At 71.4% G+C, this 22,525-nt stretch carries 19 protein-coding genes; 5 read left to right on the forward strand and 14 right to left on the reverse strand.

The genetic code is table 11. The features are described from left to right. The first annotated feature begins 73 nt into the window (after positions 1-73). The 3 genes from ACX6XY_RS18150 (at position 74) to ACX6XY_RS18160 (ending at position 4,942) form a co-directional block, all read left to right on the forward strand. A complete protein-coding gene (locus ACX6XY_RS18150; protein ID WP_460331756.1) occupies positions 74-1,720 on the forward strand; it encodes an alkaline phosphatase D family protein in 1,647 nt (548 codons plus the stop codon). Between the two features lie 397 nt (positions 1,721-2,117). Then, positions 2,118-3,140, forward strand: a complete 1,023-nt coding sequence (locus ACX6XY_RS18155; protein WP_460331758.1) for a zinc metalloprotease — start codon at positions 2,118-2,120, stop codon at positions 3,138-3,140. 83 nt (positions 3,141-3,223) lie between these two features. Then, positions 3,224-4,942 (forward strand): serine/threonine-protein kinase, encoded by a 1,719-nt coding sequence (locus ACX6XY_RS18160; protein ID WP_460331760.1) that lies wholly within the window; start codon positions 3,224-3,226, stop codon positions 4,940-4,942. Positions 4,943-4,970: 28 nt separating this feature from the next. On the opposite strand, the gene ACX6XY_RS18165 is transcribed toward ACX6XY_RS18160, so the two are convergent. Further along, positions 4,971-5,543: a dienelactone hydrolase family protein gene (locus ACX6XY_RS18165; RefSeq protein ID WP_460331762.1), complete on the reverse strand. Its 573-nt coding sequence runs from the start codon at positions 5,541-5,543 to the stop codon at positions 4,971-4,973. A gap of 31 nt (positions 5,544-5,574) precedes the next feature. On the opposite strand from ACX6XY_RS18165, the gene ACX6XY_RS18170 reads away from it, so the two are divergent. Next, positions 5,575-6,672: a mechanosensitive ion channel family protein gene (locus ACX6XY_RS18170; RefSeq protein ID WP_460331764.1), complete on the forward strand. Its 1,098-nt coding sequence runs from the start codon at positions 5,575-5,577 to the stop codon at positions 6,670-6,672. Between the two features lie 51 nt (positions 6,673-6,723). Here ACX6XY_RS18170 and ACX6XY_RS18175 read toward each other — a convergent pair whose 3' ends face one another. From ACX6XY_RS18175 to ACX6XY_RS18190, 4 genes are all read right to left on the reverse strand, one after another. Continuing rightward, positions 6,724-7,197, reverse strand: a complete 474-nt coding sequence (locus tag ACX6XY_RS18175; protein WP_460331766.1) for a GNAT family N-acetyltransferase — start codon at positions 7,195-7,197, stop codon at positions 6,724-6,726. Beyond that, complete coding sequence (locus tag ACX6XY_RS18180) at positions 7,194-8,138, reverse strand: RluA family pseudouridine synthase (RefSeq protein ID WP_460331768.1); 945 nt, start codon at positions 8,136-8,138, stop codon at positions 7,194-7,196. The genes ACX6XY_RS18175 and ACX6XY_RS18180 overlap by 4 nt, the downstream gene beginning before the upstream one ends. 82 nt (positions 8,139-8,220) lie before the next feature. Further along, entirely contained in the window at positions 8,221-8,859 is a 639-nt protein-coding gene (lspA, locus tag ACX6XY_RS18185; RefSeq protein WP_460331770.1) for a signal peptidase II, read from the reverse strand. Positions 8,860-8,938: 79 nt separating this feature from the next. After that, positions 8,939-9,847, reverse strand: coding sequence for a TraR/DksA family transcriptional regulator (locus ACX6XY_RS18190; RefSeq protein ID WP_460331772.1), 909 nt, complete (start codon positions 9,845-9,847; stop codon positions 8,939-8,941). A 613-nt stretch (positions 9,848-10,460) separates the two neighbouring features. Between ACX6XY_RS18190 and ileS the strand changes: the two genes are divergently transcribed. Then, positions 10,461-13,619, forward strand: a complete 3,159-nt coding sequence (ileS, locus tag ACX6XY_RS18195) for an isoleucine--tRNA ligase (protein WP_460331774.1) — start codon at positions 10,461-10,463, stop codon at positions 13,617-13,619. Between the two features lie 268 nt (positions 13,620-13,887). Here ileS and ACX6XY_RS18200 read toward each other — a convergent pair whose 3' ends face one another. The 9 genes from ACX6XY_RS18200 to ftsW form a co-directional block, all read right to left on the reverse strand. Continuing rightward, complete coding sequence (locus tag ACX6XY_RS18200) at positions 13,888-15,051, reverse strand: DivIVA domain-containing protein (RefSeq protein ID WP_460331776.1); 1,164 nt, start codon at positions 15,049-15,051, stop codon at positions 13,888-13,890. Positions 15,052-15,103: 52 nt separating this feature from the next. After that, positions 15,104-15,394, reverse strand: coding sequence for a YggT family protein (locus ACX6XY_RS18205; protein WP_460331778.1), 291 nt, complete (start codon positions 15,392-15,394; stop codon positions 15,104-15,106). A gap of 53 nt (positions 15,395-15,447) precedes the next feature. After that, the gene (locus ACX6XY_RS18210) at positions 15,448-16,062 is read right to left on the reverse strand and encodes a cell division protein SepF (protein WP_460331780.1); all 615 of its coding nucleotides are present in this window, start codon (positions 16,060-16,062) and stop codon (positions 15,448-15,450) included. Positions 16,063-16,185: 123 nt separating this feature from the next. Continuing rightward, entirely contained in the window at positions 16,186-16,905 is a 720-nt protein-coding gene (locus tag ACX6XY_RS18215; protein ID WP_460331782.1) for a YggS family pyridoxal phosphate-dependent enzyme, read from the reverse strand. A gap of 6 nt (positions 16,906-16,911) precedes the next feature. Beyond that, positions 16,912-17,622, reverse strand: a complete 711-nt coding sequence (gene pgeF / locus ACX6XY_RS18220; protein WP_460331805.1) for a peptidoglycan editing factor PgeF — start codon at positions 17,620-17,622, stop codon at positions 16,912-16,914. Positions 17,623-17,654: 32 nt separating this feature from the next. Beyond that, a complete protein-coding gene (gene ftsZ, locus ACX6XY_RS18225; RefSeq protein WP_460331784.1) occupies positions 17,655-18,872 on the reverse strand; it encodes a cell division protein FtsZ in 1,218 nt (405 codons plus the stop codon). 285 nt (positions 18,873-19,157) lie between these two features. Continuing rightward, complete coding sequence (locus ACX6XY_RS18230; protein ID WP_460331786.1) at positions 19,158-19,964, reverse strand: cell division protein FtsQ/DivIB; 807 nt, start codon at positions 19,962-19,964, stop codon at positions 19,158-19,160. Between the two features lie 14 nt (positions 19,965-19,978). Beyond that, positions 19,979-21,073, reverse strand: coding sequence for an undecaprenyldiphospho-muramoylpentapeptide beta-N-acetylglucosaminyltransferase (gene murG, locus ACX6XY_RS18235; protein WP_460331788.1), 1,095 nt, complete (start codon positions 21,071-21,073; stop codon positions 19,979-19,981). 6 nt (positions 21,074-21,079) lie between these two features. Next, positions 21,080-22,456, reverse strand: a complete 1,377-nt coding sequence (gene ftsW / locus ACX6XY_RS18240; protein WP_460331807.1) for a putative lipid II flippase FtsW — start codon at positions 22,454-22,456, stop codon at positions 21,080-21,082. Between the last annotated feature and the right edge of the window lie 69 nt (positions 22,457-22,525).

The following is a 22,525-nucleotide window of genomic DNA, read 5'->3' on the forward strand; positions in this document are numbered from 1 at the left end:
CGCCCGCCCTTCGCCTGTTCCGGCCCCTTCCGGCCTGTTCCGATTTCCGTACCGATCAGTAATATGATCGGTTGTGACCAGTAGACTCCACACAACTCCCCGCCGCCGTACGGTAGTCAAGGCCGCGGCGGCCACTGCCGCCGTCGCCTCGCTCGTGGCGGCCCCCCTCGCCCATGCCGCCGAGGCCGAAGACGGCCCGGCCTTCCTGCACGGCACCGCGTCCGGCGATCCGCTCCCGGACGGCGTTCTGCTGTGGACCCGGATCACCCCGACCGCCGACGCGGTGCCCGGCTCCGGCAAGGGCCCGGACCTCCAGGTGGACTGGGAGATCGCCGAGGACAAGGCGTTCGGCAGGGTCGTGGCCCGCGGCTCGACCACCGCGACGGCCGCGTCCGACCACACCGTCAAGGCCGATGTACGGGGGCTGAACCCGGCGACCGACTACTACTTCCGCTTCCTGGCCGGCGGCGTCAGCTCGCCGGTCGGCCGCACCCGGACCGCGCCCGCGCACGACGCCGCCGCCGACAGCGTCCGCTTCGGCGTGGTCTCCTGCTCCAACTGGGAGGCCGGTTACTTCTCCGCGTACCGGCATCTGGCGGCCCGCGCCGACCTGGACGCGATCCTGCACCTGGGCGACTATCTGTACGAGTACGAGACCGGCGGCTACCCGGAGCCGGACAAGGTCGTACGGAAGCACGAGCCGCGGCACGAGATCGTCACGCTCGCCGACTACCGCGCCCGGCACGGCCAGTACAAGACCGACCCCGACCTCCAGGCGCTGCACGCCCGGCACCCGGTGATCGCGATCTGGGACGACCACGAGCTCGCCAACGACGCCTGGTCCGGCGGGGCCGAGAACCACACCCCCGACGCCGAGGGCACGTGGGCCGGGCGGTCGGCCGCCGCCAAGCGGGCGTACTTCGAGTGGATGCCGGTGCGCACCGCGACCGAGGGCACCGTCTTCCGCCGTATCCGCTACGGCAGGCTGGCCGATCTGCATCTGCTCGACCTGCGCTCGTTCCGCTCCGAGCAGGCGTCGGTCGGCAGCGGCGACGTGGACTCCCCCGAGCGCACCATGACGGGCCGCGCCCAACTCGACTGGCTGAAGCAGGGCCTGACCAGGTCCGACGCGCAGTGGAAGCTGGTCGGCACCTCGGTGATGATCTCGCCGCTGGCCTTCGGCTCGCTGCCCGCGTATCTGCTCAGGCCGCTGGCCGAGCTGCTCGGCCTGCCCACCGGGGGCCTGGCCGTGAACACCGACCAGTGGGACGGGTACACGGCCGACCGCAAGGAACTGCTGCGCCACCTCCAGGACAACGCGGTGCGGGACACGGTCTTCCTCAGCGGCGACATCCACATGGCGTGGGCCAACGACCTGCCGGTGCGGGCCGCGACGTATCCGCTGTCGCCGTCCGCCGCCACGGAGTTCGTCGTCACCTCGGTGACGTCGGACAACCTGGACGAGATACTCGGCGTCGCCCCGCACACGGTCTCGCTGGCCGCCGCAGCGGCCGTCAAGGCGGCCAACCGCCATGTGAAGTGGCTGGACATGGACTCGCACGGCTACGGCGTCCTCGATGTGACGCCGGACCGCGCGCAGATGGACTACTTCACACTGTCCGACCGGACCGACCCCGGCGCGACCTCCGCGTGGGCGCGCTCGTACCGCACGCGTACGGGGACCCAGCGCGTGGAGCGCGTGTACCACCCCGTCCGCTGACCACTCCCGCCCGTTAGCCACCCCGCACCCTGACCGGCCAGCCCTCGGGCTGGCCGGTCAGTCGGTTTTGCGCCCCCGCTCGGCGCGCCCCTCGGTCAACTCTCCACACCCACCGATCAATTTCAGCCATGATCGAGCCCGTTACGCGCAGATCACGCCACCGGAGCGGAGGGTGTCACTCCGCGACACCAATCCGGACACACCGACCGCCCTGGCGACCCCAGATGTTTCAGTCATCTTTCAAACACTGATTTACGCCTCAAATTTTCTCCCCGTTAGCCCGATTCACCTGACGTTTGATTGGGCCTGATCGCCGCTCCCCACACCTGACATGGGCACGTAATCTCCCCGCGGCGGTGAGGAAATCCCTCCCCGCCCGCTTCCGCGAGGAGTCACCATGCGCCACCTTGCCCGTATATCCCCACGTCTGGGCAGACGCGCCATCGGCACGGCAATCATGGCCGGAACCCTGGCACTTGCCGCCCCGCTCTCCGCCCCCACCGGAAACGCCAGCGCGGCCCCCGCCGCCGCGCACGCCGCCGAGGAGTGCGAGGACGAGGGCGTCTCCTCCGCCCGTAAGGCCAAACCCGGTCACGACGACCACGGCGGCCACGCGAAGGAGCCGAACGCCGTCACCGCGGCCGACGCCGAGGCGATGAACGCCGACCTCAAGAAGCAGCTCAAGTCGAAGCTCGACACAGCGCGTTCCAGCGGCCAGGGGTTCGACGCCTACGCCACCGGCGTCACGGTCCCGGTCTACTTCCATGTGATCCACGACGGCGCCACGGGCAAGCTCAGCTCCACCGACGTCGACAAGCAGATGGCGGTCCTGAACGCGGGCTTCGGCGGCCAGGGCGACGGCAACGCCGACTCCGGCTTCCAGTTCACGCTGGCGGCCACCACGTACACGGACAACGCCGACTGGTACCACGGCCTCTCGCATGGCTCCACCGAAGAGAAGGAGATGAAGTCCACTCTCCGCCAGGGCGGCCCGGACGCGCTGAACTTCTACACCGCCGACCTCGGCGACGGCCTGCTCGGCTGGGCCACCTTCCCCAGCTCGTACAAGCGCAGCCCGGAGATGGACGGCGTCGTCGTCCTGGACGCCTCGCTGCCCGGCGGCACCGCGGGCAACTACAACGAGGGCGACACCGGCACCCACGAGGTGGGCCACTGGATGGGCCTGTACCACACCTTCCAGGGCGGCTGTAACGGCAAGGGCGACTACGTCGCCGACACCGCCCCCGAGAAGAGCCCCGCGTACGAGTGCCCCGAGGGCCGGGACAGCTGCAAGCGCAAGGCGGGTGTGGACCCGATCCACAACTTCATGGACTACACCTACGACGCCTGCATGTACCAGTTCACCGAGGGCCAGGCCCAGCGGATGCAGGACAGCTGGACGGCCTACCGCGCCGGCTGACGTACCCGCGCTCCCCGAAGCCGTCTACCCTGCCTGGAAGTACCAGGCAGGGCAGACGTGCGAGAAAGCGGGGGAACGGGTCAGTGAGCGCACCCGGCGAGATCGTCGACGGGCGGTTCGAGCTGCTGCGGCAGCTCGGCAGCGGCGGCATGGGCACGGTGTGGCGGGCCCGCGACACCGTGCTGCACCGCGAGGTGGCCCTGAAGGAGGTCCGGCCTCCCGACCCGCAACTGGACGCCGACGCGCGGGCGCAGCTCGACGAACGCGTACTGCGGGAGGCCAGGGCGCTGGCCCGGCTCAGCCATCCGCATGTGGTGACGATCCATCACATCGTAGCGGCGGGCGAGCGGCACGCGTACCCGTGGCTGGTCATGGAGCTGCTGCCGGGGCACAACCTCCAGGACCGCATCGGCCAGGGCCCCCTGCCGCCGACGGACGCGGCCAGGATCGGCCGCCAGGTGCTGTCCGCGCTGCGCGCCGCGCACGCGGCGGGCATCCACCACCGGGACGTCAAGCCCGCCAACGTCATGCTCCGCGAAGACGGTTCGGCGGTCCTCACCGACTTCGGCATCGCCGCGTTGCAGGGCGCCAGTTCGCTCACCGCGACCGGCGACCTGATCGGCTCCCCCGAGTACATCGCGCCGGAGCGGGTGCGCGGCGTCGACACCGACCCGGCGTCCGACCTGTGGTCGCTCGGCCTGACGCTGTATGTGGCGCTGGAAGGCGTCAGCCCGCTGCGCCGCGCCACCACGCTGGCCACCCTCGCGGCCGTACTGGACGACCCGGTGCCGCCGCCGGTGCGCTCCGGGCCGCTCGCCCCGGTGCTGTCCGCCCTGCTGGTACGGGACCCGGCGGCGCGCCCCGACCCCGCGCGGCTGGACGCGATGCTGGCGCAGGTCGAGTCGGGCGCGCGGCCCGACTGGGCGCAGCCGACCCAGACCTCCCACGCTCCCCCGCTGCCGCCGCCCCCGACGCAGATCGACAGCCCGCGCCCGGCCGCGCCCGGCGCGCCAGGCGCACCCGGCGCCCCTGCCAGCGTCCCCGCCGGCGCCCCGCTGGACACCTCGTCCGGCGCCCCGCCCGAGCGGCCGACGGCGCCCCGTCCGTACCCCGGACCCCGCAGCCGTACGCCCGTGATCGTCGCGGCGGTCGCGGTGGCCGTCGCCGTGGTGGCCGCCACCGCGCTCGTGTTCGCACTGCGCGACGGCGCCGAGAACGAGATCAGCGGAGACAAGGGCAGCGACCGCACCAACTCACCGGCGGCGCCGACCGGCTCACCCGCCGAGCCCACGCCCGAGCCCTCGACGCAAAAACCCACCCGGACGCCGACCGACACCCCGACCCGCACCACGGAGCCGACGACGAAGACGACGAAACCGACGACGGAACCAACCTCGGAGCCAACCTCGGAACCGACGACGGAACCGACCACCGAAGCCCCCACCACCGAAGCGCCCCCGCCCTCCGACGCGGTGGCCGACACCTGGGTCGCCCAGCTGGGCTCGATCGCCCGGAGCGAGGGCCCCGGCGAGCGCGACAAGGCCGTCGCGGCGCTGCGGGCGAAGGGCGTCGAGGGCGTGCGGTACCTCGACAGCGGCGACTACGCCTCACTGCGGGCGGGGTACTGGATGCTCTACCGGCCCGGATTCCAGGACGGGAACGCCGCGGTCGCCTGGTGCCGCGCCCAGGGCCTCGGCACCAACAACCAGTGCGTCGGGCGGTACGTCAGCCACCGGGAGGCCGACCGCCGGTACATCTGCGACCCGGCGAAACCCGTCGCCAGCGGCTGCTCCCGCCCCTAGAGGCGGGCTGCCCGCTCCTAGGGGCGCGCTACTCCAGCGAGTCGAGGAACCCGAGCGCGAGGCGCCAGGTCTCGTCCGCCGCCTCGGCGTCGTGGTCCGGCAGCTCCGGGTCGGTGTAGAGGTGCCCGGCGCCCCGGTAGCGGTAGACCTCGACATCGGCGCCGGCCCGGCGCATCCGCAGATACCAGGCGTTCAGCCAGTCGTCGGGCTCGAACGGGTCGGGGTCGGCGATATGCAGCTGCACCGGCAGCTCGTCGACGGCCGCGTCCTCGGCGATGTCCGATGTGCCGTGCAGGAGCAGCAGTCCGCGGGCCTTCTCGTCGCCGAGCGCGAGATTCTGCGCGAGCGAGCCGCCGAGCGAGAACCCGGCGTAGACCAGACCGGCGTCCGAGTGCGGCGCCGAGGCCAGCACGGCCCGCTTGAGCAGCTCGTCCGAGCCGATCTCGTCCTTGATCCTCATGCCCTCCTCGACGGTCTCGGCCGTGCGCCCGTCGTACAGGTCGGGAACGCGCACCTCGTGACCGGCCGCGCGCAGCCGCTCGGCCGCCGCGTGCACGCCGGGCCGCAGGCCGTAGGCGGAGTGGAAGAGCATGATGTTCATGCACCCCATGGTGCCAGTTACCGTCGACCCCATGGAAAACGTGTTGCGCCCGCTGATCGTCTTCGGTGGCTCGCTGGTCATCACCCTGGTTCTCGGCTGGCTGGTGGACCGGCTGCTCGTCCGGGCCGACGGTCGGCACCCGGAGACGCCGCTGTGGGGCCTGCTGCGCCGCTGCCGCCTTCCGCTCCAGGTGGTCGTGCTCACCGCGCTGCTGCGGGGGACGTACTGGCAGACCAAGTGGGAGCTGATCCAGGATCACAGGGTCGGCATCGGGCAGACCCTCACTCTGGTGCTGATCGCCGCGGGCGCCTGGCTGGTGGTACGGATCGCCTCCGCGGCCGTGGAGTCCACCTACGCCCGCTACGCCGCCCAGAGCCGCGACCCGGCGCGGGTGCGCCGGGTCAGGACGCAGGTCACGCTGATCATGCGGATCGTCACGGCGGTCGTCGGCGTGGTGGCGGCGGCCGCGATGCTGCTCACGATCCCGGAGATGCGCACGGTCGGCACCTCGATGCTGGCCTCGGCGGGCATCATCGGCATCGTCGCCGGTGTCGCCGCCCAGTCCACGCTCGGGAATCTGTTCGCCGGTTTCCAGATCGCGTTCGGCGACATGGTGCGGATCGGGGACACGGTGGTCGTGGACGGTGAGTGGGGCACCATCGACGAGGTCACGCTGACCTTCCTGTCGGTCCGCACCTGGGACGAGCGCCGGATCACCATGCCGGTGTCGTACTTCACCAGCAAGCCGTTCGAGAACTGGTCGCGCGGCGGCGCGCAGATCACCGGCACGGTCTTCTTCCACCTGGACCACAACGCGCCCGTGCACGAGATGCGCGACAAGCTCCACGAGATCCTGCGCGCCTGCCCGGCGTGGGACGGGCGGGACTGGAGCCTGGCCGTCACGGACACCACGCCGAGCACCATGGAGGTTCGCGCGGTGGCCACGGCGAAGGACCCGAACGACGTGTGGACGGTACGGGTCACGGTCCGCGAGCAGCTCATCGCCTGGCTCGCCGAGCACCACCCGTACGCGCTCCCCCGCGTCGCCACCTCCGCCGCGGCGGTCCCCCCGGCCGACTACCACCCGGAGCACCCGGCCCCCGAGCCGCCCCGCACCGGGCGCGGCTGACGCGGGAGACCGGCGGGCGGCGGGCCGCCCCGCATGGGTGGGGCGGTCGGGTCAGAGGGTGCGGCGCATCGCGCGGTGCGGGATGCCCGCGTCCGGGAACACCGGCCCGTAGGCCGCGTACCCCAGGCGCTCGTAGAAGCCGAGCGCCGAGGTCTGGGCGTACAGCACGACCTCGGTACAGCCCCGGCGGGCCGCCTCGGCCTCGACGGCCCGCACCAGCGCGACGCCCACGCCGAGCCCGCGCGCGGCCTTGAGCACCGCGAGCCGCCCCAGCTTGCCGGTCTCGGGGCCGTACCCCTCGGGGCCGACGAGCAGCCGCCCCGCGCCCAGCGGCCCGTCCTGGCCGACGGCGACCACGTGCGCGGTGCCCTCGTCGGTGTCGTACGCGTCGTACTCCAGCTCTTCGGGCACGCCCTGCTCGACGACGAAGACCGCCCTGCGGACCGCGCGGCACGCCTCGCGGTCGGCGGGCGACGCGGCCACCCGGACCTCGTACGGCGCGGTCGTCCGTGTTCCCTCGGTCACCCGTAGGTCTCCTCTGCGATCGCGTCCAGGGCCTTCTGCAGGTCGGCCGGGTAGCCGCTGGTGAACTCGACCCACCGGCCGTCCGCCGGGTGCTCGAAGCCGAGCCGCACGGCGTGCAGCCACTGGCGGGTCAGCCCGAGGCGGCCCGCCAGCGTCGGATCGGCGCCATAGGTCAGGTCGCCCACGCACGGGTGCCGGTGGGCGGCCATGTGCACCCGGATCTGGTGGGTGCGGCCGGTCTCCAGCTTCACGTCGAGCAGGGACGCGGCGCGGTAGGCCTCGATCAGGTCGTAGTGCGTGACGGACGGCTTGCCGTCGGCGGTCACGGCCCACTTGTAGTCGTGCTGGGGGTGGCGGCCGATCGGGGCGTCGATGGTGCCGCTCATCGGGTCCGGGTGGCCCTGCACCAGCGTGTGGTACCTCTTCTCGGGCACGCGCTCCTTGAACTGCCGCTTGAGCGAGGTGTACGCCCGCTCCGACTTGGCGACCGCCATCAGGCCCGAGGTGCCCACGTCGAGGCGGTGCACGATGCCCTGGCGCTCGGCCGCGCCCGAGGTCGAGATGCGGTATCCGGCGGCCGCGAGACCGCCGATCACCGTGGTGCCGGTCCAGCCGGGGCTGGGGTGCGCGGCGACGCCGACCGGCTTGACGATCACCACGATGTCGTCGTCGTCGTGCACGATCTCCATGCCCTCGACCGGCTCGGCGACGATCTGCACCGGCGGCGCGGCCTGCGGCATCTCGACCTCGAGCCAGGCGCCGCCGTGCACCCGCTCGGACTTGCCCACCGCCGACCCGTCGACCAGCACCTTTCCCGCCGCCGCCAGCTCGGCGGCCTTCGTACGGGAGAAACCGAACATGCGGGAGATGGCGGCGTCGACACGCTCGCCCTCCAGGCCGTCGGGCACGGGCAGGGACCGGATCTCGGGAATGGCGCTCACCAGACGAGTATGCCGGACGCGGGGCGCGCTCCCGTACGCCCGTCCTCGCCAGACGGCCCGCCCGTCCTCGCCAGGCGATCCGTCAGTCCTTGTGGACGGTGCCGTCCGGGTCGAGGCCGCGGAACGAGAGGATCACGATCAGAATGCCGCCGCACACGATCGCCGAGTCCGCCAGGTTGAAGACGGCGAAGCCCTTGGGCGCGATGAAGTCCACCACCGCGCCCTCGAAGACGCCGGGCGACCGGAAGATCCGGTCCGTGAGGTTGCCCAGCGCGCCGCCGAGCAGCAGGCCGAGCGCGATCGCCCAGGGCAGGCTGTAGAGCTTGCGGGCCAGCCGGATGATCACCACGATCACCACCGCCGCGATCGCGGTGAAGATCACGGTGAAGGCCTCGCCGAAGCCGAAGGCCGCGCCCGCGTTCCGGATCGCCTCGAACCGCAGCCACTCGCCGATCACCTCGATCGGCTCGTGGTGCTCCAGCTTGGTGACCACCAGGATCTTGCTGCCCAGGTCCAGCAGGTACGCGAACAGGGCCACGCCGAGCAGCACGGCGATCCGCCGACGCCCCTTGGGCGCGGACGGCTCCGACGACTCCGGCGACTCCGACGGCGCTGACGGCGCTGACGGCTCTGCCGTCTCCTCGCCCTTCCGCTCCGGCTCCGCGCCCGCGCCCTCAGGGATGTCGTCCGGCGTACTGATGATGCGCTCCGCCTCTGCCACGTGAGTCCCTCAACCTCGATACCTGACTGAGGATGAGGGTACGACACCCACGCACGGTCACCGAGCGTCAGCGGTTCCGTCAGTAGCGGCGCTCCTGCTTCTGCTTGCACTCGACGCACAGGGTGGCGCTCGGGAACGCCTGGATGCGCGCCTTCCCGATCGGCTTGCCGCAGTTCTCGCACAAACCGTACGTGCCCGCATCGAGGCGCTCGATGGCCCGTTCGAGCTGCTGGAGCATGTCGCGGGCGTTGGCCGCGAGCGCCAGCTCGTGTTCGCGGGTGATGTTCTTGGTGCCGGTGTCCGCCTGGTCGTCGCCCGCGCCGTCCCCCGAGTCCCGCATCAGGCCCGCCAGGGCCTCCTCGGCGCTGTGGATCTCGGTACGCAGCCGCTCCGCCTCGGCGATCAGCCCGGTGCGGGCCTCGGCCACCTCGTCGGGGGTCCAGGGCTCCTCGCCCGGACGCACCGCGAGCTCACCGGGCTCGGCCGCCGCGGCCCGCGCCTTGGGCACGCCTCCGGTGTCCTTCTCCGCCTCCGCCTCTGCCGCCGTCGCCGTACCCGGAGTCTTCTTCGCAACCACCGACCTGGCTCCCGTCTTCTCCGCGGCACTCGCCGCGACATCGGCCGCGGACGCGGCCGTCTTCTTGGCAGCGCTCTTCTTGCCCGTACTCGCGCTCTTCTTGGCCGTGCTCTTCGCGGCCGCGGGCTTCGCCGCGGTCTTCTTGGCCGCGGTCTTCTTCACCGCGGCCTTCTTCGTCGCGGGCTCCTCGGGCGTGGCCTTCTTAGCCGGGGCGGCGCTCCTGGCCGCGGCCTTCTTGGCCGTGGCCTTGGTCACGGCCTTCTTGGGGCCCTCCGCCTTCTCGGACGTCGCGGCCGTCTTCTTCGCCGCGGCCGTGCTCTTCTTGCCGCCCACGTCCTTGGCCTTCGCACCAGCGGAACCGGTGGATCTGTCGGACGCCGAACGCTGTGCGGCGGTCTTCTTCGCCACCATGGCCGCGGCCCCTTCACAATTTGTGATCTTGCACGCGAATCGTGCTGGGACGATAAATCGACTCCAAGCTCGCGGCAACGGGGCACGCCGCCCGACAGGCCCGCCCCACGGGTGCCGCACCACGGGCCTGCATCCGTTGTGCCCAGCTCCCCGCCCGGTAATCCGCCCCTGGCCGCACTCCCGAGACCGCCGCACGGCCGTATGCCCATTCGGGTCAGCGGACCCCGGCGCCGGGCGCGCCGCCCGACCCGGTACGCCCGCCCCGCCCGGCCCCCGCGATATCCGGTCGGCCGACCCCCGCCCGGCCCCGTACACTGGCCTCAGCGAACAGGCATCGATGGGGACGAGTAGCGTCCGTACGCAGCCGAGAGCGACCCGGAGACGGTGCGAGTCCGGGGGCCAGCGCGAGCGCGAAGATCACCCCGGAGCCGCCGGAAGAACGCCACGGCGCACAGCCCACGGCCAGTAGACCCGGCATCGCGGCCCAATGAGGGGGCTCGTCGGCACACCCGCGCCGATGGGCCAAGGAGGGTGGTACCGCGGGAGCGCGCCGTACGGCGTCCGGCTCTCGTCCCTCCGACGGAAGGCAGCAGCCCGTCGGAGGAAGACGCGAATGACGACGCCGCAGTACCGCCAGGTGCCCGCCCAGGTCGACCTGCCCGCCCTGGAGCACGCCGTGCTCGACTTCTGGCGCGAGCAGAAGATCTTCGCCAAGACCCTGGAGCAGTCCGAAGGCCGCCCCGAGTGGGTGTTCTACGAGGGCCCGCCCACCGCCAACGGCATGCCCGGCGCCCACCACATCGAGGCCCGCGTCTTCAAGGACGTCTTCCCGCGCTTCCGCACCATGCGCGGCTACCACGTGGCCCGCAAGGCAGGCTGGGACTGCCACGGCCTGCCCGTCGAGCTGGCCGTCGAGAAGGAGCTGGGCTTCAACGGCAAGAAGGACATCGAGGCGTACGGCATCGCCGAGTTCAACGCCAAGTGCCGTGAGTCCGTGACCCGGCACACCGACGCCTTCGCCGACCTCACGACCCGCATGGGCTACTGGGTCGACCTGGACGACGCCTACCGGACGATGAACCCCGAGTACATCGACTCGGTCTGGTGGTCGCTGAAGGAGATCTTCAACAAGGGGCTGCTGGTCCAGGACCACCGCGTCGCCCCCTGGTGCCCGCGCTGCGGCACCGGCCTGTCCGACCACGAGCTGGCCCAGGGCTACGAGACGGTCGTCGACCCGTCGGTCTACGTCCGCTTCCCGCTCACCTCGGGCCCCCTCGCGGGCGAGGCCGCGCTGCTGATCTGGACGACCACGCCCTGGACCCTGGTCTCCAACACCGCCGTGGCCGCCCACCCCGAGGTCACCTATGTCGTCGCCGCCGACAGCGAGAACCCCGAGAACAAGGTCGTCGTCGCCGAGCAGCTGGTCGAGAAGGCGCTCGGCGAGGGCTGGGAGCGGACCGGGCAGACCTTCACCGGCGCCGAGATGGAGCGCTGGTCCTACCAGCGCCCCTTCGAGCTGGTCCCCTTCGACGGCCCGGCGCACTTCGTCGTCAACGCCGACTATGTGACCACCGAGGACGGCACCGGCCTGGTCCACCAGGCCCCCGCCTTCGGTGAGGACGACCTCAAGGTCTGCCGCGCCTACGACATGCCGGTGGTGAACCCGGTACGCCCCGACGGCACCTTCGCCGACGACGTACCGCTGGTCGGCGGCGTCTTCTTCAAGAAGGCCGACGAGCAGCTGACCGCCGACCTGGACGCGCGCGGCCTGCTCTTCCGGCACACCCCGTACGAGCACAGCTACCCGCACTGCTGGCGCTGCCACACCGCGCTGCTCTACTACGCGCAGCCGTCCTGGTACATCCGCACCACCTCGGTCAAGGACCGGCTCCTCGAAGAGAACGAGCGGACCAACTGGTTCCCGGACTCGGTCAAGCACGGCCGGTTCGGCGACTGGCTGAACAACAACATCGACTGGGCGCTGTCCCGCAACCGCTACTGGGGCACCCCGCTGCCCATCTGGCGCTGCGCGGACGACCACCTCACCTGTGTCGGCTCCCGCGCCGAGCTGAGCGAGCTCACCGGCGTCGACCAGTCCGGGCTCGACCCGCACCGCCCGTACATCGACGACGTCACCTTCGACTGCCCCCAGTGCTCGGGCACCGCGACCCGTGTGCCGGAGGTCATCGACGCCTGGTACGACTCGGGCTCGATGCCGTTCGCGCAGTGGGGCTACCCGTACCAGAACAAGGAGCTGTTCGAGAGCCGCTACCCGGCGCAGTTCATCTCCGAGGCCATCGACCAGACCCGCGGGTGGTTCTACACGCTGATGGCGGTCGGCACCCTGGTCTTCGACAAGTCGTCGTACGAGAACGTCGTGTGCCTGGGCCACATCCTGGCCGAAGACGGCCGCAAGATGTCCAAGCACCTGGGCAACATCCTCCAGCCGATCCCGCTGATGGACCAGCACGGCGCCGACGCGGTCCGCTGGTTCATGGCGGCGGGCGGCTCCCCGTGGGCGGCCCGGCGCGTCGGCCACGGCACCATCCAGGAGGTCGTCCGCAAGACGCTCCTCACATACTGGAACACGGTCGCCTTCCAAGCCCTGTACGCCCGTACGTCGCAGTGGGCGCCGAGCGCGGCCGACCCGGCTCCGGCCGAGCGTCCGCTGCTGGACCGCTGGGTGCTCAGCGAGCTGAACGCGCTGGTCGAGCAGGCCACCGAGGCGCTGGAGTCGTACGACACCCAGCGCGCGGGCAAGCTGCTGTCGACCTTCGTCGACAACCTCTCCAACTGGTACGTACGCCGTTCCCGCCGCCGCTTCTGGCAGGGCGACAAGGCGGCGCTGCGCACCCTGCACGAGGCGGTCGAGACGGTCACCCGGCTGATGGCCCCGCTCACCCCGTTCATCACCGAGCGGGTCTGGCAGGACCTGGTCGTGCCGGTCAGCCCCGAGGCCCCGGAGTCGGTCCACCTGTCGTCCTGGCCGGTGGCCGACCCCTCGCTGATCGACCCGGAGCTGTCCCGGCAGATGGCGCTGGTACGGCGACTGGTCGAGCTGGGGCGTGCCACACGCGCCGAGTCGGGGGTCAAGACCCGGCAGCCGCTGTCGCGCGCGCTGGTCGGGGCGAGCGGCTTCGAGACGCTCGGCGCCGAGCTGCGGGCGCAGATCGCCGAGGAGCTGAACGTCTCCTCGCTGGCCTCGCTCTCCGAGGTAGGCGGCTCGCTGGTGGACACCACCGCCAAGGCCAACTTCCGGGCCCTGGGCAAGCGGTTCGGCAAGCGCGTCCAGGAGGTCGCCAAGGCCGTCGCGCACGCCGACGCGGCCGCGCTGTCGCTCGCGCTGCGCGAGGGCACCGCGTCGGTGGAGGTCGACGGCGAGACGGTCACGCTGGCCCCCGACGAGGTCATCATCACCGAGACCCCGCGCGAGGGCTGGTCGGTGGCGTCGGACTCCGGCGCCACGGTCGCCCTCGACCTGGAGATCACCGACGAGCTGCGGCGCGCGGGCCTGGCCCGAGACGCGATCCGGCTGATCCAGGAGGCCCGTAAGAACAGCGGTCTGGACGTCGCGGACCGGATCGCGGTGCGCTGGACGGCCACGGCGGAGGAGACCACGGCCGCGCTCACCGAGCACGCGGGGCTGATCTCCGAAGAGGTGCTCGCCCTGGACTTCGGCGGAGGCGAGGGTGACGACAGCTACGGCGAGCCCTTCACGGACCCGTCGCTCCAGCTCACCTTCCGGCTCCGCAGGACCGAGACGCCCCGGTAGCGAGACCCGGCAGCGGCGGGGGCGCCACGAGGGCACGCCCGTTCGGTAACCCCGAAGGCCCGCACCACCCGATCAGGTCGATCGGGCCGGTGCGGGCCTTCGGCGTTGCGTACGCGGGCACAGCCGCTCGGCTGGCACAGCCGAGCGGCATATCCATGCATGCCTCCGGCGGTCGGGGGTAGCAAAGGGGCCGGGCCCGGAACGTCATGTTCCGGGCCCGGCCGTGAGTGCTGCCGACGCTACGCGCGCGCTGTGCGCACGAGTCGGGTCAGTTGTCGTCCTCGTCGATGAGGAAGCCGCGCATCGGCGACGGAGCCTGCTGCATCGGCTGCTGCTGGCCCTGCGGCCGCACCGGCGCCATCGGCTGCGTCATCGCGGGGGCCATCTGCTGCTGGCCGCCGTACGAGCTGCCGCCGCTGGGAGCCGCGCCGGGTCCGCCGCCCATCGACTGGTTGCCGCCCATGGACTGGTTGCCGCCCATGGTGTGACCGCCGCCTCCCATGGACGGCGCGCCAGCGCCGGCCGGGGCCATCGACGGGGACGCGGGCAGCGACGCGGTCGCCGGGGTGCGCGGCGGGGCCAGCGAGTCGTCCGACTGGGTCTCCAGCTGACGCAGCTGGCTCTCCAGGTACGACTTCAGGCGGGTGCGGTACTCACGCTCGAACCCGCGCAGGTCCTCGACCTTGCGCTCCAGCGTGGCGCGCGCGGACTCCAGGGAGCCCATCGCGACCCGGTGCTTCTCCTGCGCGTCCCGCTCCAGGGCGTCCGCCTTGGCGCGCGCGTCACGCTCGAGGCCCTCGGCACGCGAACGGGCCTCGCCGACGATCTTGTTGGCCTCGGAGCGGGCCTCCGCGATCGCCTGGTCGGCGGTCTGCTGCGCCAGCGAGAGCACCCGCGCGGCACTGTCGCCGCCGGGGCCCTGACCGGGCTGCGGCAGCTGCGGTCCGCCCGGACCGCCGGGGCCGCCCAGCGGGCCGCCCTGCATCGGCCCCGGACCGCCCTGCTGCTGCATCGGGCCGGGCCCGCCCTGCTGCTGCATGGGGCCGCCCTGCTGCGGGCCGCCGGGACCCGGAGGCAGCTGCGGTGCGCCGCCGGGCAGCTGGGGCGGACCGCCCATGTGCTGCTGCTGCGGCGGGACCGGCTGCGGACCCGATATTGCGGCGGGCACGGGAGCGCCGGGACGCTGTTCCTGCGGCTGCTGCGGTCCCTGCTGTTCGGGGGGCTTGCGCATGCCGCCCTGTTGCTGGTTCTGCGCGGCGGCACGGGTCGCCGCGGCCAGCTTGGCGCGCAGATCCTCGTTCTCGCGAAGCAGGCGGGTCAGTTCGGACTCGACCTCGTCGAGGAAGGCATCGACCTCGTCCTCGTCATAGCCTTCTCGGAGGCGGACGGTCGTGAACTGCTTGTTCCGCACGTCCTCGGGGGTCAACGGCATCTCTTCACCTCAACGTAGTCATCGGCACTCGGCAAGACGGTATCGCCCACAGTCACCCCGCGAATCCCCTCACGACAGAGATCAAGATGTAGACGATAATCATCAGAACGAAGAAGGACAGGTCGAGCGCCACGCCCCCGAGACGCAGCGGCGGAATGAACCGCCGCAGAAGCTTGAGCGGTGGATCAGTGACGGTGTAGGTGGCCTCCAGTACGACCACCATCGTCTTGCCGGGTTGCCATGAGCGGGCGAACTGGAAGACGTAGTCCATGACCAATCGGAAGATCAGGACGATCAGGAAACACATCAGCGCGATGTAGAGCACTTCCAAGACAACGCCCATGACTCGCGCTTCCCTCTCCCCTGTCTCGTGCCTCTGTGATCTGGTACTGCGTCTCAGCTCTGGTTGAAGAACCCGCCCTCTGCGATACGGGCCTTGTCCTCCGCCGTGACATCGACGTTAGCAGGCGACAACAGGAACACCTTCTGCGTCACCCGCTCAATGCTGCCATGCAGTCCGAAGACCAGACCGGCGGCAAAGTCGACAAGTCGCTTCGCATCCGTGTCGTCCATCTCCGTCAGATTCATGATCACCGGAGTGCCTTCACGGAAGTGTTCCCCGATGGTACGGGCCTCGTTGTAGGTCCGGGGGTGCAATGTGGTGATGCGGTACGGCTCCCGCTCGGACACGACCTTGGGCATGATCACCGGCGCGTTCTTCTCCAGGCTCTGACGTTCAGGTGTGATGGATGCCACGGGGGCGATACGTGCGGGACGTCCGGTTTCCGCCGGAAGCGGAATGGGGTCACGGGGTGCCGGTGCGTGCACCTTTCGTACCGGTTCGTCCTCTGCCAGTGGTGTGTGCGACGGCTCGTGCCGCCGACGGTCCCGCTCGGGTTCCGGGTCCAGTTCGGGCTCGAACTCGTCATCGGGGTCGAACCCCCGGCCGTCGTAACCGTCGTCCTCCACGAGGCCGAGGTAGACCGCCATCTTGCGCATCGCGCCGGCCATGCTCTGAGTCCTCCGCTCTGTGGTGGATTCGCCTGCCACCAAGTGCCCACGATCCACTGGGTATCCCCGCCGATCAGCGGAAATGACCATATTTTCTGCTGTGGTCCGACTTGCTTGGCGACGTTACCCGAGCCTGGGTCGGACTCCGAGTACCGCAGTGCCGACGCGTACATGTGTCGCACCGGCGGCCACGGCCTGCTCGAGGTCCGCACTCATCCCCGCTGACACCATGTTCGCAGCCGGATGAGCCGCGCGCAGGAGGGTTGAGAATTCCATCAGCTGCTCAAACGCCGCCTGTTGCCGTCCCGCGTACGGTCCGGTGAGCGGCGCGACCGTCATCAGACCGTCGAGCCGCAGCCCCGGAGCCTCGTCCACGAGTCGGGCCAACTCCCCGATTCCGTCCGGCGCCACGCCGCCGCGCGCACCCCGGCCGCCGACCTCGGCGTCCAGGGCGACCTGGAGCAGGCAGCCCACCTCGCGCTCGGCCTTCTCCGCGGCCGCGGAGAGGGCCGAGACCAGCCGGGGCCGGTCGATGGACTGCACCAGACCGGCATAACCGACCACGGAACGCACCTTGTTGGTCTGCAACTGACCGACGAAGTGCCAGGTGAGCGGCAGATCCGCGCATTGTCTGGCCTTGGGTGCCGCGTCCTGGTCGCGGTTCTCGGCGACGTCGCGCACGCCGAGTTCGGCGAGCAGCCGCACATCGCTCGCCGGGTAGGTCTTGGTGACCACGATCAGGGTCACCTCCTCGCGCTTGCGCCCGGCGGCGGCGCACGCCGCGGCGATGCGCTCGTCCACTTTCGCCAGGTTTTCGGCGAGTTCAGCCTTACGGTCCGTCATTCCCGATCAGTCCAGCCAGACATAGCTCGCGAGCCGGCCCGTGGTCCGATCGCGGCGGTACGAAAAGTGATCGCCGGACTCCAGCGTGCACACCGGTGACCGCCACCGGTCGCGCACTTCGAGCCGGTCGAGCTGGGCGTGCACCCCCGCGGTCACATCGACCGCGGGCGTACCCCAACGCGTTTCGCCGAAGGCCGCGGGCTCCACGGCCGCGACCTCGGCCCGCATGTCCTTCGGCACTTCGTAGCAGCGGCCGCAGACGGCGGGTCCGGTACGGGCGGTGATCCGCCCCGGCTCGGCGCCGAGCCGCACCATCGCCTCGACGGCGGCGGGCACCACCCCGGCCACCATGCCGGGGCGTCCCGCGTGCGCGGCGCCGACCACCCCGGCGACCGGGTCGGCCAGCAGCACCGGGACGCAGTCGGCGGTGAGCACGGCCAGCGCGAGGCCGCGGCGCGCGGTCACCACGGCGTCGACGGCGGGGGGTTCGGCGTCCGTGCCCCACGGTCCGTCGACGACGGCGACCTCGCGTCCGTGCACCTGGTTCATCCAGACCACCCGGCCGGGGTCGATCCCCAGGGCCTTCGCGGCGCGTTCGCGGTTGGTCCGCACCGCGCGCGGGTCGTCGCCGACCGCGCCGCCGAGGTTGAGCTCCTCGTACGGAACGGCGCTCACCCCGCCCCACCGGTCGGTGAAGGCGAAGTGGGCGCCGCTCACGAGGTCGTGCGTCGCGGTCAAGGAGCGCGGTATCACTTCAGGAAGTCCGGAACGTCCAGTTCTTCCGCCTGGCTGTCCTGGTACGGGCGAGCCGGCGGCACCTGCGGCGCGGACGACGCGGCGGAGGGGAGCTCGCTCACCGGGGCCGGCTCGGGGGCGGCCTCGGGGGTCGGGTCGTCCTCACGCGGGGTGACGCTGCCGAGCGAGCCGAAGGCGGGGCGCGGCTCGGCGGGCCGCACCGGCGCGGGCTCCTCGCGTTTGCCGGAGGTGGCGCCGATCACGTTGTCCCGCTTGGCCGGTGGCTGTCCGCCGTCGAATCCGGCGGCGATGACCGTCACCCGGACCTCGTCGCCCAGCGCGTCGTCGATGACCGCGCCGAAGATGATGTTCGCCTCGGGGTGGGCGGCCTCGCTGACCAGCTGGGCGGCCTCGTTGATCTCGAAGAGGCCGAGGTCGCTGCCGCCGGAGATGGACAGCAGCACTCCGCGCGCGCCGTCGATGGACGCTTCGAGCAGCGGCGAGGAGATCGCCATCTCGGCCGCGGCCACCGCGCGGTCGTCGCCGCGCGCCGAGCCGATGCCCATCAGCGCCGAACCGGCCTCGGACATGACCGACTTGACGTCGGCGAAGTCGAGGTTGATCAGACCGGGCGTGGTGATCAGGTCGGTGATGCCCTGGACGCCGGACAGCAGCACCTGGTCGGCGGACTTGAACGCGTCGAGCACGCTGACCTGGCGGTCCGAGATGGACAGCAGCCGGTCGTTGGGGATGACGATGAGGGTGTCGACCTCTTCGCGGAGTTCCGCGATGCCGTCCTCGGCCTGGTTGGCGCGGCGCCGGCCCTCGAAGGTGAACGGGCGGGTGACCACGCCGATGGTCAGGGCGCCGAGCGAGCGGGCGATGTTGGCGACGACCGGCGCGCCGCCGGTGCCGGTGCCGCCGCCCTCGCCGGCGGTGACGAAGACCATGTCGGCCCCCTTGAGGACCTCCTCGATCTCCTCGCGGTGGTCCTCGGCGGCCTTGCGGCCGACGCCCGGATTGGCTCCGGCGCCGAGTCCGCGGGTGAGTTCCCGGCCGACGTCGAGCTTGACGTCGGCGTCGCTCATCAACAGGGCCTGTGCGTCGGTGTTGATAGCGATGAACTCGACGCCCTTGAGACCGACCTCGATCATCCGGTTGATGGCATTGACACCACCGCCGCCGACACCGATGACTTTGATGACTGCGAGGTAGTTCTGCGGTGCTGCCACGTCGAAGGCCTCTCGCCTCGAGTTACGTGTCGCCGCAGCGCTGGTCCAGCGCCGCGCCGACTGATGCCGATTGGGACGGTCCGAACGCCGACCCGAACCCTAACGCTGAAGTTTAGGGTTACCCGTGTGTCTGTTGCTGGTCTTCGTCTGACCCTTCCGAACAGGACACTAAGTCGACAAGTGGCGCACGTTCAACGAACACGCCGAACCTCCCGTTTTTCTTTTCACCCTATGTGATCAGCCGTTGCGCTGACCAACCAGGGTGCTGGCCAGCACGGATGTGCGTCAACTCCGTGACGCGGCAGGGGCGGTGGGAGCGGTGACGTCGAAGTGCCCGGCCTTCGGCGCGGCTTTCATCAGAGCGGTGAGGCTGACCGCCTTCGCGGCGCCCCGCTCGCTGCTCCCCCAGGCGACGGTGCGCCCCTTGGTCAACTCCAGCGAGATGGAGTCATATGAACGGACTTTGACGGTACGAGTGTCACGGGCGACCGCGGCCGGGAGGTCGCCCGCCACGCGCACCGCCGCGCGCATCAGCCGGCCGGTGCCGTACCGGTTCAGGCTCGGTGAGTCGGCGGCCGACAGTTCCAGCGCGGGGACGCCCTTCGGGGCGTCGGCGACCGTGGCGAACCGCACGCCGTCGGCGTCCACTTCGACGAACCGCCCGCCCTTGCGCAGCACCAGGACCGGCTCGCGCTCGGTCACTTTCAGGCTGATTCCGCGCGGCCAGGAACGTACCGCGTCCACGGAGTCGATACGCGGCAGTTCGCGCCGCAGCCGGTCCTCGATCGCGCCGGTGTCCACGGAGATGAGCGGCGCCCCGACGGGGACCGCGGCGGCGTCCCGGACCTCCGCGGGCGTCAGCACCCTGGTGCCCGAGACGCCGACGTGCTCGACGCGCAGCCACGGCGATCCGTAGAGCAGCCAGCCGCCGCCCCCGCCGAGCAGGGCCGCCGCGACCAGCGACGCCAGGAGCGGCAGGCGTGCGCGAGGCGACGGCGGCCATGGCCGCCGTCGCCTCGGGGTGCTCGGTGGGCGGGCCGGCTGGGTTCCCCGCTTGCGTGCACCGCGCTCGGCGGTGGTGGGTCCGGCCACGCTCCCCTGCCTTCTCACGCCCTGTGGCGTGCCGCAATCGCCTCGTACACCATGCCGACGAGGAGTTCGTCGGCGTCCCGGCGGCCGAACTCCGACGCGGCGCGGGACATCTCGTACAGCCGGTGCGGGTCGGCGAGCACCGGCAGCACATTCTGCTGCACCCACTCGGGCGTCAGTTCGGCGTCGTCGACCAGCAGTCCGCCGCCGGCCTTGACCACCGGCTGGGCGTTCAGCCGCTGTTCGCCGTTGCCGATGGGCAGCGGTACGTAGGCGGCCGGGAGTCCGACGGCGGAGAGTTCGGCGACGGTCATCGCGCCCGCGCGACAGAGCATCATGTCGGCCGCGGCGTACGCGAGGTCCATCCGGTCCACGTACGGTACCGGGATGTAGGGCGGCATTCCGGGCATGTTGTCGACGTGTGGCAGTTCGTTCTTCGGGCCGACCGCGTGCAGGATCTGGATGCCCGAGCGCTGCAGGACCGGCGCCGCCTGCTGGACGACCTCGTTCAGCCTGCGGGCGCCCTGCGAGCCGCCGGAGACCAGCAGCGTCGGCAGGGCGGGGTCGAGGCCGAACGCGGCGCGGGCCTCCGGGCGGACCTGGGCCCGGTCCAGGGTCGCGATGGTGCGGCGCAACGGGATGCCGATGTACCGGGAGTCGCGCAGCTTGCTGTCCGGCGTGGAGACGGCGACCGCCGCCGCGTATCGCGAGCCGATCTTGTTGGCCAGGCCGGGGCGCGCGTTGGCCTCGTGGACGACGATCGGCACCCCGAGCCGCTTGGCCGCGAGGTAGCCGGGCAGTGCGACATAGCCGCCGAAGCCGACGACGCAGTCCGCCTTGGTGCGTTCCAGGACCTGCTCGGCGGCCTTGATGGTGCCGCGCAGCCGTCCGGGCACGGTGATCAGCTCGGGCGTCGGCTTGCGGGGCAGCGGTACGGCGGGGATCAGCGCGAGTTCATAGCCGCGCTCGGGGACCAGCCTGGTCTCCAGGCCCTTCTCCGTGCCGAGGGCCGTGATTCCCACGGTCGGGTCCTGCCTGCGCAGGGCGTCCGCGAGGGCGAGCGCTGGCTCGATGTGGCCGGCGGTCCCCCCGCCGGCGAGTACGACATGCACCGAAATTCACCGCTCTCCGGACGGTCGCGCCGTGGCGCGCCGTCTCATCGTGTTCCATCTCACCGCTGCCCGCTTCCGCACGGATGCGGACGACCGCATGGCCAGTGCCGCTCGCGCCGCGGGTTCCTGACGCGCGAAGGCGAGCAGCAACCCGATGGCGAACATCGTCGGCAGCAGGGCGGAGCCCCCGTAGGAGAACAGCGGGAGCGGGACACCGGCGATCGGCAGCAGGCCGAGCACCGCACCGATGTTGATCACGGCCTGGGCCGTGAACCAGGTGGTCACACCTCCCGCGGCATACCTCACGAAGGGGTCCTCCGTGCGTCCGGCCACGCGGATACCCGCATAGCCTAGAGCCGCGAACAGGGCGAGTACCGACAGCGTCCCCGCGAGACCCAGTTCCTCACCGGTGATGGCGAAGATGAAGTCGGTGTGCGACTCGGGGAGTTGACCCCATTTTTCCACACTCGCGCCGAGACCGGAACCGAAGAGTCCGCCGGAGGCCAGGGCGAAGATGCCGTGCGCGGCCTGCCAGCACTGGTCGCCGGGCCCCGGATCGGTGGCGAACACACAGGAGAGCCGCCCCATGCGGTTCGGGCTGGTGCGGACCAGGACGAAGGCGATGAGTCCGACCACGGACAGCACCCCGGCGAAGAGCCGGGTCGGCGCCCCCACCAGCCAGAGCAGCCCGAACAGGACGGCCGCGAGGATCACCGCGGTCCCCATGTCGCCGCCGAGCATGATCAGGCCGAGCAGCAGAAAGGCTACCGGCACCAGCGGCACCAGCAGGTGCTTCCACTGCGTCAGCAGCCGCTTGTCCTGCTTGCGGGCCAGCAGGTCGGCGCCCCACAGCACCAGCGCGAGCTTGCCGAACTCGCTGGGCTGCACCTGGAAGGGCCCGCCCACCTGGATCCAGTTCTGGTTGCCGTTGACCTCGTGCCCTATCCCCGGCACCTGCACCAGGGCCATCAGGAACACCGTGCCGGCCAGCAGCGGATAGGCCAGCGCCCGGTGCAGCTTGACGGGCATCCGCATGGCCACGAGCAGCAGTACGGCGCCGAGCGCGGCCGCGACGAACTGTTTGCGGAAGAAGTACGAGGAGCTCAGGTCCAGTTGCAGCGCGGTGATCTGTGACGAGGAGTACACCATCACCAGGCCGAGCACGGTGAGCAGCAGGCTGGCGCCGAGGATCACGTAGTACGCGGTCAGCGGCCGGTCCCAGGCCGTGCGCAGCCGGGTGTACAGCCGTCGCGGCGGGTTCGGGCGCGACGCGCGCGGCGGGCGGCCCGGCGGGCGCGCCGACTTCGGGCGTCCGCCGCCGCGGGGCGGTGCGGGGCGGCCCGCCGTACCGGCCCGCGCCGGTCCGCCGCGGCCGCGCAGCAGGAGTCGCGGCCTGTACTCGAACCGGCCGGCGGCTGCCGACGTTGTCACGGTCCCTCCCGAATGACCCGG

The organism is Streptomyces sp. O3 (assembly GCF_054788135.1).

Bases quoted from the DNA above. Each gene is read 5' to 3' on its own strand.
- ACX6XY_RS18155 (WP_460331758.1), top strand. From the start codon at position 2,118: ATGCGCCACCTTGCCCGTATATCCCCACGTCTGGGCAGACGCGCCATC.
- ACX6XY_RS18165 (WP_460331762.1), bottom strand. From the start codon at position 5,543: ATGAACATCATGCTCTTCCACTCCGCCTACGGCCTGCGGCCCGGCGTG.
- ACX6XY_RS18170 (WP_460331764.1), top strand. From the start codon at position 5,575: ATGGAAAACGTGTTGCGCCCGCTGATCGTCTTCGGTGGCTCGCTGGTC.
- ACX6XY_RS18190 (WP_460331772.1), bottom strand. From the start codon at position 9,847: ATGGTGGCGAAGAAGACCGCCGCACAGCGTTCGGCGTCCGACAGATCC.
- ileS (WP_460331774.1), top strand. From the start codon at position 10,461: ATGACGACGCCGCAGTACCGCCAGGTGCCCGCCCAGGTCGACCTGCCC.
- ACX6XY_RS18200 (WP_460331776.1), bottom strand. From the start codon at position 15,051: ATGCCGTTGACCCCCGAGGACGTGCGGAACAAGCAGTTCACGACCGTC.
- ACX6XY_RS18205 (WP_460331778.1), bottom strand. From the start codon at position 15,394: ATGGGCGTTGTCTTGGAAGTGCTCTACATCGCGCTGATGTGTTTCCTG.
- ACX6XY_RS18210 (WP_460331780.1), bottom strand. From the start codon at position 16,062: ATGGCCGGCGCGATGCGCAAGATGGCGGTCTACCTCGGCCTCGTGGAG.
- ACX6XY_RS18215 (WP_460331782.1), bottom strand. From the start codon at position 16,905: ATGACGGACCGTAAGGCTGAACTCGCCGAAAACCTGGCGAAAGTGGAC.